This is a genomic window from Microterricola pindariensis, assembly GCF_002936985.1.
Classification (GTDB): domain Bacteria; phylum Actinomycetota; class Actinomycetes; order Actinomycetales; family Microbacteriaceae; genus Microterricola; species Microterricola pindariensis.
Window position 1 is genome coordinate 1 of sequence record NZ_MPZN01000075.1, and the last position, 12,765, is coordinate 12,765.

Consider the following 12,765-nt stretch of genomic DNA (forward strand, 5'->3'; position numbering starts at 1 on the left):
AGTGCGGGAGTGTGAGCCGCCGGCCCCGCCGGCGGCTCACACTCCCGCACTGGCCAAGACGCCCGCGGACGCGCTCCGCACCGACCGCCGCATCACGATCGCCCTGCTCGTGTTCGGCCTGTTCGGCTTGTGGATCGCCATCAGCACCCTCAACTCGATTCCCGAGGCGATCCAGATGCTGCACAGCCAGCAGGGCCTCGCCGACTACGTCGCGAGCCAGGACGACATGCGCACCATCCTGATCGGCAACGTGCTGCAGGGCATCCTCTGGGTGGCAACGGCAGCCTGGGCCTTGCTCCGGCTGCAGAAGTCTCGGCGCGCCTTCTGGGTGCCGCTGGTCGGTGGCGTGCTCTCGGTCATCCTGCTCTTCGCCATCGTGTCGATCGTCGCCGCGAATGACCCCCTGCTGATGCAGCTGGGCGGCGCCCTCTAGGCACTCCGCGGGCGCGGAATCCGAGCGCGGCATCCGGGCAGCGCCGACGCTGGTGCGCGCGCGTGCGCGGTGGCAGAATCGGGTGCACGGGAGGCAAACCTCATGCGATTCACGCTGCTGATGTACTACGCCGAACAGGGCGACACGGGGATGACCGACGAAGAGATGGCGCCGTGGCGCGATGCCTTCAATCGCTACGCACGCGAGCTCGACGACGCCGGCGTGATGGTCGCGGCCGAGGTGTTGCAGCCGTCGACCGAGTCGGCCACGCTGTCATTGCAGGGCGGCAACCGGGTCAATCTCGTCGGGCCGTTCCAGGACACCCCGGAGAAGCTCGGTGGCTTCTTCGTGATCGAGGCGCACGACCCGGCCGCGGCGCTGGAGTGGGCAGAGAAGTGCCCGGCCGCCCAGTGGGGCACGCTGGAGATCCGGCCGACATCCGTCAGCTGGTCGCACGACGACGGCTGGCGCACCCCGAACTGAGGCGCGCCGAGCCGCCGTCACTGCGCTCGCGGAGCTACTGGGTGTTGCAGGCGGAGTCGGCCGCGGCCGTGGTGGTGCGACCGCCGAGCGCCCGCGGGTCCTGCTTGCCGGAGCGCCCCGTGCGCAGCTCCTTGGGCAGGCTGAAGACGAGGTCTTCCTCGGCCGTCTTCACTTCCTGCACGGTGCCGTAGCCGGCATCCGCCAGGTCGCGCAGCAGCTCCTGCACGAGTTCGTCCGGCACGGAGGCGCCGCTGGTAACGCCGACGGTTGCGACGCCGTCCAGCCACTCCTGCTTGACCTCACTGGCGTAGTCGACCCGGTAGGCCGCCTTCGCACCGTACTCCAGCGCCACCTCGACGAGGCGCACGCTGTTGGAGCTGTTGGCCGAGCCGACCACGATGACGAGCTCCGCGTCGCGGGCGACCTTCTTGATGGCCACCTGGCGGTTCTGCGTCGCGTAGCAAATGTCGTCGCTGGGCGGATCCTGCAGCTTGGGGAACTTCTGCCGCAGGCGGCGCACCGTCTCCATGGTCTCGTCGACGCTGAGCGTGGTCTGCGAGAGCCAGACCACCTTGTCCGGGTCCTTGACCTCGATGTTGTCGACGTCGTCCGGGCTGTTCACGATGGTGACGTGGTCGGGTGCCTCACCGGCGGTTCCCTCGACCTCCTCGTGGCCCTCGTGCCCGATCAGCAGGATCTCGAAGTCGTCGCGGGCGAAACGCACCGCCTCGCGGTGCACCTTAGTGACCAGCGGGCAGGTGGCGTCGATGGCCTGCAACCCGCGGTCGGCCGCGGCGTTGACGACGGCCGGCGAGACGCCGTGCGCGCTGAACACGAGGTGCGAGCCCTCCGGTACCTCGTCGACCTCTTCGACGAAGATGGCGCCGAGCGCCTCCAGCTCGGTGACAACGTGGATGTTGTGCACGATCTGCTTGCGCACGTAGATCGGGGCACCGTAGTGCTCCAGGGCTTTCTCCACGGCGATCACGGCGCGGTCAACGCCCGCGCAGTATCCACGCGGGGCGGCGAGCAGCACCTTCTTCTCGCCGGGAACAGGATTGTTTTTAAGGTGCCCTCGGCGGCTGGGAATGCGGGGCATCCCGAGGCCGATAATGGTGGCGTCCGTCAGATTCGTCACCCCCCAAGTCTAGGCTGGGAGCCTGAGAAGATGTGGCGCGCCCCGGCGCCGCACCGGCCGGCGACATTCTGGAGGAAACCCGCGTGAGCGACGCAACACCCACCCTCGAGGCGCCCTGGCCGGTTGCCGTGCTGTCGCAGAAGATCCGCGGCTACATCGAACGGCTCGGCACCGCCTGGGTCGAGGGTGAGATCACCCAGTGGGGCGTCTCCGGCGGCAACGTCTACGGCAAGCTGAAGGACCTCGGCGAGGACGCCACCGTGAGCTTCACCGTCTGGTCGTCGGTGCGTGCGAAACTCGACGGCGACTTCAAGCAGGGCGACCGCGTGATCGCCCTCGTCAAGCCGAACTACTGGGTCAAGGGCGGCACGCTCACCATGCAGGTGTTCGAGCTGCGCCACGTCGGCCTCGGCGACCTGCTCGAACGGCTGGAGCGTCTGCGCAAGCAGCTCGCCTCCGAGGGGCTCTTCGACCCGGCCCGCAAGAAGCCGCTGCCGTTCCTGCCGCACTGCATCGGCCTGATCACCGGCAAGGACTCGGACGCCGAGAAAGACGTCATCCGCAATGCCCAGCTGCGTTGGCCGGCCGTGAACTTCCGGGTCGTGCACGCCGCGGTGCAGGGCGACCGCACCGTCGGCGAGGTGTCGGCTGCGATCGAGCGGCTGGACGCCGACCCCGAAGTCGACGTGATCATCATCGCCCGCGGCGGCGGCGACTTCCAGAACCTGCTCGGCTTCAGCGACGAGCGGGTCGTGCGCGCCGCGGCCGCCGCCCGCACCCCCATCGTCAGCGCGATCGGGCACGAGGCCGACCGGCCCCTGCTCGACGACGTCGCCGACCTGCGCGCCTCCACCCCGACCGACGCCGCGAAGAGAGTGGTTCCGGATGTCGCCGAGGAGCTCTCCCGGGTGCAGCAGGCCCGCGCCCGCATCGGCAGCCGCCTCACCGGCATCCTCTCCGCCGAGATCGACCGGATCGCCCAGCTGCGCAGCCGCCCCGTGCTGGCCGACTCGGCCTGGATCATCGAGTCCCGCAGCCAGGACCTCACCCGCTACGTCGCCCGCGGCGCCGAGCTGGTCGAGCGCAGCATCGAGCGGGCAGGCAACCAGACCGCCGAGCTGCGCGCGCAGCTGCGCGCGCTCTCGCCGCAGGCCACCCTCGACCGCGGCTACGCCATCGCCCAGCTGCCCGACGGCAACGTGCTGCGCGCCGCCGACCAGGCGCCGGCCGGCACCGCGCTGCGCATCACCGTCGCCGACGGCAGCATCACGGCCGAGTCCGCCGGACCGGCCGCGACGCGCTGACGGCCGGGCTCCGAACGACGGGTACCGTGCCCCCGTGGCCCGGCAGCGCAGGGGGCCAGACGGCGGGAACGGGGCCCGAACCGCGCTGTCGGCCAAGCCGCATAGAATCGAGGCATGCCCACGAACGACGACCGCGCCGAACTGAGCCTCGCAGACCTGAGCTACGAGCAGGCCCGCGACGAACTGATTCGGGTGGTGAGCGAGCTCGAGCAGGGCTCCTCCACGCTGGAGCAGTCCCTCGCCCTCTGGGAGCGCGGTGAGGCATTGGCCCGCCGCTGCGAGGAATGGCTGATCGGGGCCAAGGAGCGCCTGGACGCCGCGAGGGCCGGGGCAGAAGCCGCGGCATCCGCCGAATGAGCACCCCGACGGTGAACCCGCCCCAGCAGAACAAGGCCAAGCCCCCGCGCGTCGTCGCGGAGCTCGGTCGCCCGGAGACCCCAGAAGAGACCGCGGCCCGCAAGGCCGAGAACTCGCGCAAGCACCGCGCCAAGCAGACCATCAACAACCTGGTGCTCTCGCTGGCGGCCACGCTCGGCCTCGTCATCGTGATCGTGCTGATCGTCCCGCGCAGCGACAAGCCGATCGAGCGCGCCGTGGACTGGTCCTCCGTGGCCGCCGAGCTGCAGCCGACCGTCGACGTGACGCTGATGGACCCGGCGCTGCCCGCTGGTTGGACCGCGAACTCCACCGAGCTCAGCACCGACAAGGCCGGCATCACCAGCTGGTACATCGCCCTGATCAGCCCCGAGAAGCAGTACCTCGGCATCCACCAGGGCATCGACACCGACGCCAGCTGGCTCGCCGCCAAGCTGGACGGCAACTCCCCGGTGTCGACCGCCGTGATCGACGGCGTCAGCTGGGATGTGTACTCAAACCCGAAGCCCGCCGACGAGCGCGGGCTGTTCCACTACGCCCTCGTGACCGAGGCCGGGCCGAGCACGATCGTGCTGCTCGGCGAGGCCGGCCCCGAGGTGTTCGATTCCGTTGCAACAGAACTGGCCCCCGATGTGCGGGCCGCCCAGGAGGATGCTCGATGAGCGCAGGCCACACGACAGCAACACCCAGCTCCACCCCCGCCCAGGCTTGGGCGGAGATGCGTGCGGGCAACGAGCGATTCGTGGCCGGAAAGCCGTTGCACCCGCACCAGGACGTCGACAGCCGACGCTCGCTCGCCGGCGCGCAGGGCCCGCGCGCCGCGCTGTTCGGCTGCGCTGACTCACGCCTGGCCGCCGAGATCATCTTCGACGTCGGCCTCGGCGACCTCTTCGTCGTGCGCAACGCCGGCCAGGTGATCGGATCCTCGATCATCGGCTCGCTCGAGTACGCGGTCGGCGTGCTGCACGTGCCGCTCATCGTCGTGCTCGGCCACGACTCCTGCGGCGCCGTCCAGGCCGCCATCCAGTCCAAGCTTCCGGATGCCGCGCCGCTGCCGCACTTCATCGACAAGCTCGTACAGAAGATCGTGCCCGCCGTGGAGCGGGTCACCGGCGGCCGCGAGATCACCGACGCCAGCCAGGTGGATGCCGGCTTCGTCGGCCGCGAACACCTGCGCGACACCGTGTCGGAGCTGCTCGCGTCATCCGAGATGATCAGCGACGCCGTCGCGGCGGGCACCCTCGCCGTCGTCGGAGCCAATTACCGCCTCTTTGAGGGCCGGGCCGAGACCGACGCCGTCGTCGGCCTCGTCTGAGCCGCCCCCACCACTTCTTCACAACGGACAGCAACACTTCGAACACCAACACTTCGAACAGCAACACCGGGACCGGACTCCCCAGTCTCAGAACACACCGAAAGGGCAACCGTGAGCAATTCAGCTGACGCGGAATTCCGCATCGAACACGACACCATGGGCGAGGTGCGCGTGCCCGTCAACGCGCTGTACAGTGCGCAGACGCAGCGTGCCGTTGAGAACTTCCCGATCTCGGGGTCGACGCTGGAGTCGGCCCAGATCGTGGCGCTGGCGCGCATCAAGAAGGCTGCCGCGCAGGCGAACGCGAAGCTCGGCCGCCTGGACCAGGGCATCGCCGACGCCATCGCCTCGGCCGCCGACGAGATCATCGCGGGCGCACACCTCGAGCAGTTCCCGATCGACGTCTACCAGACCGGGTCCGGCACGTCGACGAACATGAACATGAACGAGGTGCTTGCGAGCCTCGCCACGGCGCGCCTCGGCAGCCCGGTTCACCCCAACGACCACGTGAACGCCTCGCAGTCCTCCAACGACGTGTTCCCGACCTCGGTGCACATCGCTGTGACGGGCGCGCTCATCGACGAGCTGATCCCCTCCCTCGACCACCTCGCCGTGGCCCTCGAGGCGAAGGCCGTGCTGTGGGCGGATGCCGTCAAGGCCGGCCGCACGCACCTGATGGACGCCACCCCCGTCACTCTCGGCCAGGAGTTCGGCGGCTACGCCCGCCAGATGCGCCTCGGCATCGAGCGCGTGCGCTCTGCACTCCCCCGCGTCGCCGAGGTCCCGCTCGGCGGCACCGCCGTCGGCACCGGCATCAACACCCCGCTCGGCTTCCCGCAGCTGGTGCTCGAGCTGCTCACCGCAGAGACCGAGCTGCCGATCACCGAGGCGAAGGACCACTTCGAGGCCCAGGCGAACCGCGACGGCCTCGTCGACGCCTCCGGCGCGCTGCGCACCATCGCCGTCAGCCTGACCAAGATCTGCAACGACATCCGCTGGATGGGCTCTGGCCCGAACACCGGATTCGGCGAGCTGCACATCCCCGACCTGCAGCCGGGCTCCTCGATCATGCCGGGCAAGGTCAACCCCGTCATCCCCGAGGCCGTCCTCATGGTCTGCTCGCGCGTGATCGGCAACGACGCGGCGATCGCGTGGGGCGGTGCGTCCGGCTCCTTCGAGCTCAACGTGCAGATCCCCGTCATGGGCACCGCCCTGCTCGAGTCGATCCGCCTGCTCGGCAACTCCGCGCGCGTGCTCGCCGACAAGACCATCGACGGCCTCGAGGCCAACCTCGAGCGTGCAGCGGCCCTCGCCGGCATGTCGCCGTCGATCGTCACCCCGCTGAACAAGATCATCGGCTACGAAGAGGCCGCCAAGATCGCGAAGTACTCGGTCAAGCAGGGCGTCACCGTGCGCGAGGCCGTCATCGAGATGGGCTACGTCGAGAAGGGCGCGATCACCCTCGAGCAGCTCGACGCCTCGCTCGACCTGCTGAGCATGACGCACCCCGGCTAAGCAGCCGCACCGCAGTCGCAGCACCCAGCGCCGCCCCACGCACCCGCGTGGGGCGGCGCTTCTGCGTTGGCGGGGTCAGGCGTCTTCGCGGAGCGTCAGGGGGCGGATGCGGCGAGCACCGGCATCCGCCGGGGTCCGGGCACCAGCGCGATCAGGACGGCCGCGACGAAGGCCAGCGCGCCGACGGCCGAGAGCGCCTGACCCTGCCACGACCGACCGCCGGCGTACGGCGGGATCGTGTCGGAGATGCTCATGCCGAGCGAGAAGCCCGACCAGCCCTGGAAGAAGATGATGACGGCGCCGAGCAGCAGCGCGGAGATCGTGACGCGGCGCGGGGTGAGCAGCGCGTTCAGAGCACGGGCGAGGCGGCCGCGCGCCAGGCAGAGCGCCAGGAAGGCGATGACGACCACGCCCCAGAACACCAGCCAGACCAGTGCCATCATGATCCCCGAGGAGCGATCCGCCGGGCTGAGCAGCGCGTAGATCTCGGCGATATCGTAGCCGGGGGCCAGCGCCAGCGGGCTGAGCACCAGCGTCTCGTAGCTGCCGAAGGCGAGGACGCCGGCGAGGCCAGCGAAGGCGATCAGCCCGGCGCGCGCCCGCGTGCCCGAATCGGTGGGCCCCGGCGCGGCGCGCGCGGGCAGCTCGACATGCGCGAGCCCGCGGGCGAAGCCGATGAGTGCCAGGATGGCGCCGACGGCGGCCAGCACGAGCAGCACCGGAATCGACGTGGCGAGGACGCCGTTCCGGTACACCCAGTCCGTCCCGGGCAGCATCGTCGCGAGCGCGGCCGGCACGATGACGCCGAGCAGCCCGAGCGCGACCAGCGCGGTGCCGACCGTCGCCAGGCGATTCGCGCCGCGCGCCGCGGCGATGAGCAGCAGGAACCCGAGAGCCATCGCCGCCAGGCTGAGCCCGCCGGCACCGGCGACGAGCAGGGCAAGCGGGCTGCCGGGCTCGGCGTTCAGGGTTCCCGTCAGCCAGAGCGTCGCCAGCACGACCGGGGCGCTGACGACGAGAGCCAGCCCCCATCGCATGCGCCGCATCGTCAGATCCATGCGCACACTCTAGTCACATCCGGCGCCGAGACTGCGCGACTTGCTGTTCGGAGGCGCCGGAACGACAAGTCGCGCAGTCTCGATGAGCGGACGGGGAGGGGAGGGGAGGGGGATTAGGCGAGCTCGTTGGACTCCAGCATCTCGGTGACGAGGGCGGCGATCGCCGAGCGCTCCGAGCGGGTGAGCGTGACGTGCGCGAACAGCGGGTGCCCCTTGAGCGTCTCGATCACGCTGGCGACGCCGTCGTGCCGGCCGACGCGGAGGTTGTCGCGCTGGGCGACATCGTGGGTGAGCACCACCCGCGAGTGCTGCCCGATGCGGCTGAGCACCGTGAGCAGCACATTCCGCTCCAGCGACTGTGCCTCGTCGACGATCACGAAGGCGTCGTGCAGGCTGCGCCCGCGGATGTGGGTGAGCGGAAGCACCTCGAGGATGCCGCGGTCCAGCACCTCCTCGAGCACATTGTCGGAGACGAGAGCGCCGAGGGTGTCGAACACGGCCTGCCCCCACGGGTTCATCTTCTCGGTGGCGTCGCCGGGCAGGTAGCCGAGCTCCTGGCCGCCGACTGCGTAGAGCGGCCGGAACACCATGATCTTCTTGTGCTGCTGGCGCTCCAGCACCGCCTCGAGGCCGGCGCAGAGCGCGAGCGCCGATTTGCCGGTTCCCGCGCTGCCGCCGAGGGAGAGGATGCCGATCTCCGGGTCGAGCAGCAGGTCGATCGCGAGGCGCTGCTCCGCCGAGCGGCCGTGCAGCCCGAACACATCGCGGTCGCCACGCACCAGCTTGAACTCGCCGCGCCCGGTCACCCGGCCGAGCGCGCTGCCCCGCTCGGAGTGCACGACCAGCCCCGTGTTCACCGGCATGTCCTGCACGAGTCGCGTCTGCATCCGCTCGTTCTCGTACAGCGCGGCCATCTGCTCGCCGTTCAGCGTGATCTCGTCCATGCCGGTCCAGCCGGAGTCCACGGCGAGCTCGTGCTTGTACTCCTCGGCGGCGAGGCCGATCGAGGCCGCCTTCACACGCAGCGGCAGGTCTTTGGAGACGACCGTGACGGCGAGCCCGTCGTTGGCGAGGTTCAGCGCCACCGCCAGGATGCGGGTGTCGTTGTCGTTCAGCTGCAGGCCGCTCGGCAGCACGCCCTGGTTGGAGTGGTTGAGCTCGACCCGCAGGGTGCCGCCGTCGCCGACCGGGATCGGGAAGTCCAGGCGCTCGTGTTTGATGCGCAGCTCGTCGAGGTTGCGCAGCGCCCGCCGGGCGAAGTAGCCGATCTCCGGGTCGTTGCGCTTCGATTCCAGCTCGGTGATGACGATGACCGGCAGCACGACGGCATGCTCGGCGAAGCGGAACATCGACGAGGGGTCAGACAACAAAACCGAGGTGTCTAAGACGTAGACACGCTCGGTTTGTTTGATCTCCCGCGGCCCGGAATCCCCGGCCCGCGGTTCCCGTTCCGGGCGTGCCTGCCCCGACCCTCGATTGCCCCTTGACGGCTGACCAACTGTGACCACAACGACTCCCGCCCCGGCATTTCTGCCCAGTGTTGCGATTCGGCCACGTGGTTTCGAGTCGAACTTATGTGGCCGTCTCGATCAGGCGCTCGCCTGATGCAAGTGACGCTACGACCGCGGGCGACGTTGTGCACTGCGACACGCCACCGTGCAGGCAATATTTACCGAACGGATGCCGGGCGCACAGCCGGGCGGGTGCGGCGATGCCGGCTCCGATCGCACGATCCCTCGAGCCGACGGGACTGCGGCGGGAAGCCGGAGCTCGTCAGTAGGTGGCGGCGCTCGCGTAGGAGGTGAAGGCGCCCCGCACCATGTCGACGGTCTCCTCCTCCAGCACGGCGTGCACGCTGAGCCGCACCGAGCCCTCGCGCACGGTCGCGGTCACGCCGTGGTTGAAGAGCGAGGCGCTGAGCAGTGTGAGGTGCTCGCGCGGCGGCTCGAGCACGAGGATGCCGGCCCGCTCCCGCTCGTTGCGCGAGCTGGCGACGGGGATGGCGAACTCGTCGGCCAGGTCGATCATGCGGGAGCCGTTGGCGGCGACGGCCGCCTGGATCTGGCCGACACCCACGGCGGCGATCTCCTCGAGGGCGGCAGCCAGCCGGGCCTCGGCGATGCCGTCCGGGTTGGAGGTGCGGAACGCCCGGGCCCCGGCGCTCGGCGGCGGGGTCGGGATCGTGTCCCAGATCTCTTCCTCGTCGGTGCCGGTGAACCCGGAGAAGACCGGCGTCAGCCGGGCGAGGGCGCGCTCGCTGAGCGCCATCACCCCCGTGCCCCAGCCGGCGCGGCACCACTTCTGGCCACCGCTGACGACGACATCCGCCAGTTCGTAGGGGGCGTCCACGACACCGAAGCCCTGGATGGCGTCGACGATGAGCAGCCGGTCGCCGATCACCTGGCGGATGCCCTCGAGGTCGGCCAGGTAGCCGGTGCGCGAGTCGACGAGGCTCAGCGCGACAGCGGCCGTGCCGGCGCCGAGCTGCTCCTTGACCTGGCCGGGCGTGACGGTCCCGTGGTCGGTGCTCAGCCACTGCGGCTTCGCCACGTGCAGCGCCTCGTGCGCGCGGGAGGCGGCGATCGGCAGGCTGGGGAACTCCCCCGGCGAGAGCAGCACGTCGCCGGTCAGGCCGAACATGGCGTGCAGCAGCCCGGTCGTGGTGTTCGGAATCGCGACGATCTGCTCGGCCGGCTGGCCGAGCAGCGTGCTGGCCGCGGCGCGCAGGCGCTCATCCTGGTCGAGGATCGCCTGCAGGCTGCCGAAACGCGCGCGGCCGAGAGTCTCGATGAGTCCGGTCGATTCCGCGGATGCCGCGGCGGAGATCGGCCCGATGCGGCCGTAGTCGAGGTAGCCGGGCTCTTCGCCGAAACCGGCGGTGTAGTCATCCCAGGTGGTCATTGTTTCCTTTCGGCGGCCTCGGGTGGGCGCGCCTGGTCGAACTATCCGCCGAAGCGGCGGTTGCGCTTCGCGTAGTCACGCAGGGCGCGGAGGAAGTCCACCTGGCGCAGATCCGGGCCGAGCGCCTCGACGAAGTAGAACTCGCTGTGCGCGCTCTGCCAGAGCATGAAGTCGCTGAGTCGTTGTTCGCCGGAGGTGCGGATGACGAGATCGGGGTCGGGCTGGCCACCGGTGTAGAGGTGCTCGCCGATCAGATCGGGAGTGAGCCGCTCGGCGAGGTCTTCGAGGCTGCCGCCGCCGGCGTGGTGATCGGCGACGATGCTGCGCATGGCATCCGTGATCTCCTTGCGCCCGCCGTAGCCAACCGCGAGGTTCACGTGCAGGCCGTTCTTGTTCATGGTGCGGGTCTCGGCCGCGCCGAGCGCCGCGACGAGCGGCTCGGGCAGGCCGGCGGTCGAGCCGACGTGCTGCACCCGCCAGTCCCGGTAGCGGGAGAGGTCGTCGGCGAGCTCGGCGATGATCTCGATCAGCGCGGCGAGCTCATCGGAGGAGCGATTCGTGAGGTTGTCGCTGGAGAGCAGGTAGAGCGTGACCGTGGAGATGCCCAGGTCGTCGCACCACTCCAGGAACTCGCGCATCTTCGCCGCGCCGGCCCGATGGCCGTGGGCGGCGGTGTCGTACCCGAGGAGTTTGGCCCAGCGACGGTTGCCATCGATGATCATGGCGACGTGGCGTGGAAGGGTCTCCGCAGTGAGCCCCCGCCGTAGCCGGTTCTGGTAGAGGCCGTAGAGGATTCCCCGGCCCAATGATTCATCGCGCGTGTGCACAGAATTACGTTAGTGCACTCCCCTGCAGACACCCACATTTCTCGCGCTGATGTGTGTCGTATCCTGAGCACATGGCACTGCATGATCCCGCTGTGGACAGCCCCGTCGACGTCAAGCCGCTCTGGCGCGGGTGGATTCATGCCGGCACCTTCCCGGTCACGATCGCGGCCGGAATCGTGCTCATCGCCCTCGCGCAGGGCGCCCCGGCTAAGTGGGCGAGCGCCGTGTTCATGCTCACGTCGATGCTGCTATTCGGCAACTCGGCGCTCTACCACCGCTTCAACTGGAAGCCGCGCGCCAAGATGCTGCTCAAGCGCATCGACCACGCGAACATCTTCCTGCTGATCGCAGGCACCTACACACCGCTGGCCGTGCTTGCCCTGCCGCCGGAGAAGGGCTTGGTGCTGCTCGCCGTCGTCTGGGGCGGCGCGCTGCTGGGTATCTGCTTCCGCGTGTTCTGGATCAACGCCCCGCGCTGGCTCTACGTGGTCACCTACCTGGCGCTCGGCTGGGCGGCCGTCATGTACCTCGGTGACCTCCTCGCGGTGAGCGTGGCGATGATGGTGCTCGTGGCGGTCGGCGGGCTGCTCTACAGCGCGGGCGCCGTCGTCTACGCGCTGAAGAAGCCCAACCCGATTCCCGGGGTGTTCGGCTTCCACGAGATCTTCCACGCCTGCACGGTGCTCGCGTTCCTCTGCCACTGGGTGGCGATGCTGATCATCGTGCTCCACCCGGCCTACCACGCCGGCTAGCGGCACCTGGCCCGGGAGCTGACCTGATCGGGTGCCACGCCACTTCCGTGGGAATCGCGCCAGCTCAACTGGCGCTGTTCCGGCTCAACTGGCGCAGTTGTCCCGCGTGCCGATCGGCTTCGGTCGCTGGAGCTCCCTCGAGCCAACGGGGAGCGCGGAACGCGCGCCGGTGGGTTGGCTACTTGTCGTCGGGGGCGGATGCCGCAGCGCCGCCGTCGGTCGCTCCGGCCGTTCCGGCCTCGCGCTCGGCCAGCTCGGCCTCGAGTCGGGCACTGATCTCGGCCTTGTAGTTGGTGCGGCGGATGCGGCGCACCATGTCGAAGCCGATGCCGACCACGGCGAGGGCGATCACCGCGGTGGCCACGAAGCCCCAGATTCCGGGGGTCACGGTGTCCGGATCGAACTCCTTGTCGCCCGTCGCCAGTGCGAAGCGTGTCGAGAGCTCCAGAATCGTCGTGTACACGTGCGGAACTCCTCAGGATTGCCGGATAGCCTTAGACAAGCTTAAGCCACGTCGAGGCCGGGCTGCGCCCACCGGCCAGCCCCGTGCCGCGACACAGAATTCCCGCCGATCAGGAGCCCCGCAGCATGAGCACCGCCAACGCCCAGCCGGCCGATCTCGATCAGCGCTACGGCCGCACCCCACGCAAGGGTCGCCGCGACC

Annotated in this window: 14 protein-coding genes; 8 read left to right on the forward strand and 6 right to left on the reverse strand. The window is 69.7% G+C overall.

Annotated features, from left to right (window positions below; genetic code table 11):
* Both GY24_RS17735 and GY24_RS15215 read left to right on the forward strand, forming a co-directional pair.
* Positions 1–433: DUF6264 family protein (locus GY24_RS17735; protein WP_104477208.1), on the forward strand; the 433-nt coding region annotated here is incomplete at its 5' end.
* 102 nt (positions 434–535) lie between these two features.
* The gene (locus tag GY24_RS15215; protein ID WP_104477210.1) at positions 536–916 is read left to right on the forward strand and encodes a YciI family protein; all 381 of its coding nucleotides are present in this window, start codon (positions 536–538) and stop codon (positions 914–916) included.
* 34 nt (positions 917–950) lie between these two features.
* Here the strand turns inward: GY24_RS15215 and GY24_RS15220 are convergent, their stop codons facing one another.
* Positions 951–2,015 (reverse strand): 4-hydroxy-3-methylbut-2-enyl diphosphate reductase, encoded by a 1,065-nt coding sequence (locus GY24_RS15220; RefSeq protein WP_104477228.1) that lies wholly within the window; start codon positions 2,013–2,015, stop codon positions 951–953.
* A 107-nt stretch (positions 2,016–2,122) separates the two neighbouring features.
* Between GY24_RS15220 and xseA the strand changes: the two genes are divergently transcribed.
* The 5 genes from xseA to GY24_RS15245 all read left to right on the forward strand — a co-directional run bounded on the left by xseA (position 2,123) and on the right by GY24_RS15245 (position 6,563).
* Positions 2,123–3,358, forward strand: coding sequence for an exodeoxyribonuclease VII large subunit (gene xseA, locus GY24_RS15225; RefSeq protein WP_407662188.1), 1,236 nt, complete (start codon positions 2,123–2,125; stop codon positions 3,356–3,358).
* Between the two features lie 114 nt (positions 3,359–3,472).
* A complete protein-coding gene (locus GY24_RS15230) occupies positions 3,473–3,715 on the forward strand; it encodes an exodeoxyribonuclease VII small subunit (protein ID WP_083364604.1) in 243 nt (80 codons plus the stop codon).
* Positions 3,712–4,395, forward strand: a complete 684-nt coding sequence (locus GY24_RS15235) for a DUF4245 domain-containing protein (protein ID WP_104477212.1) — start codon at positions 3,712–3,714, stop codon at positions 4,393–4,395. Before GY24_RS15230 ends, GY24_RS15235 begins: the two co-directional genes overlap by 4 nt.
* Complete coding sequence (locus GY24_RS15240) at positions 4,392–5,048, forward strand: carbonic anhydrase (RefSeq protein ID WP_202972965.1); 657 nt, start codon at positions 4,392–4,394, stop codon at positions 5,046–5,048. The genes GY24_RS15235 and GY24_RS15240 overlap by 4 nt, the downstream gene beginning before the upstream one ends.
* 111 nt (positions 5,049–5,159) lie before the next feature.
* Positions 5,160–6,563 carry a class II fumarate hydratase gene (locus GY24_RS15245; RefSeq protein ID WP_104477216.1) on the forward strand — a complete coding sequence of 468 codons (1,404 nt, stop codon included), beginning with the start codon at positions 5,160–5,162 and terminating at the stop codon, positions 6,561–6,563.
* Positions 6,564–6,658: 95 nt separating this feature from the next.
* On the opposite strand, the gene GY24_RS15250 is transcribed toward GY24_RS15245, so the two are convergent.
* The 4 genes from GY24_RS15250 to GY24_RS15265 all read right to left on the reverse strand — a co-directional run bounded on the left by GY24_RS15250 (position 6,659) and on the right by GY24_RS15265 (position 11,349).
* Positions 6,659–7,621, reverse strand: coding sequence for a hypothetical protein (locus GY24_RS15250; protein WP_104477218.1), 963 nt, complete (start codon positions 7,619–7,621; stop codon positions 6,659–6,661).
* Positions 7,622–7,734: 113 nt separating this feature from the next.
* On the reverse strand, positions 7,735–9,033 hold the full coding sequence (locus GY24_RS15255) for a PhoH family protein (RefSeq protein ID WP_104477232.1): 1,299 nt from the start codon (positions 9,031–9,033) through the stop codon (positions 7,735–7,737).
* Positions 9,034–9,394: 361 nt separating this feature from the next.
* Complete coding sequence (locus GY24_RS15260; RefSeq protein WP_104477220.1) at positions 9,395–10,522, reverse strand: aminotransferase class V-fold PLP-dependent enzyme; 1,128 nt, start codon at positions 10,520–10,522, stop codon at positions 9,395–9,397.
* 41 nt (positions 10,523–10,563) lie between these two features.
* Positions 10,564–11,349 (reverse strand): isoprenyl transferase, encoded by a 786-nt coding sequence (locus GY24_RS15265; protein ID WP_104477222.1) that lies wholly within the window; start codon positions 11,347–11,349, stop codon positions 10,564–10,566.
* A 71-nt stretch (positions 11,350–11,420) separates the two neighbouring features.
* Between GY24_RS15265 and trhA the strand changes: the two genes are divergently transcribed.
* Complete coding sequence (gene trhA / locus GY24_RS15270; protein WP_104477224.1) at positions 11,421–12,101, forward strand: PAQR family membrane homeostasis protein TrhA; 681 nt, start codon at positions 11,421–11,423, stop codon at positions 12,099–12,101.
* A gap of 178 nt (positions 12,102–12,279) precedes the next feature.
* Here the strand turns inward: trhA and GY24_RS15275 are convergent, their stop codons facing one another.
* Positions 12,280–12,564 (reverse strand): hypothetical protein, encoded by a 285-nt coding sequence (locus GY24_RS15275; protein ID WP_104477226.1) that lies wholly within the window; start codon positions 12,562–12,564, stop codon positions 12,280–12,282.
* Positions 12,565–12,765 lie beyond the last annotated feature (201 nt).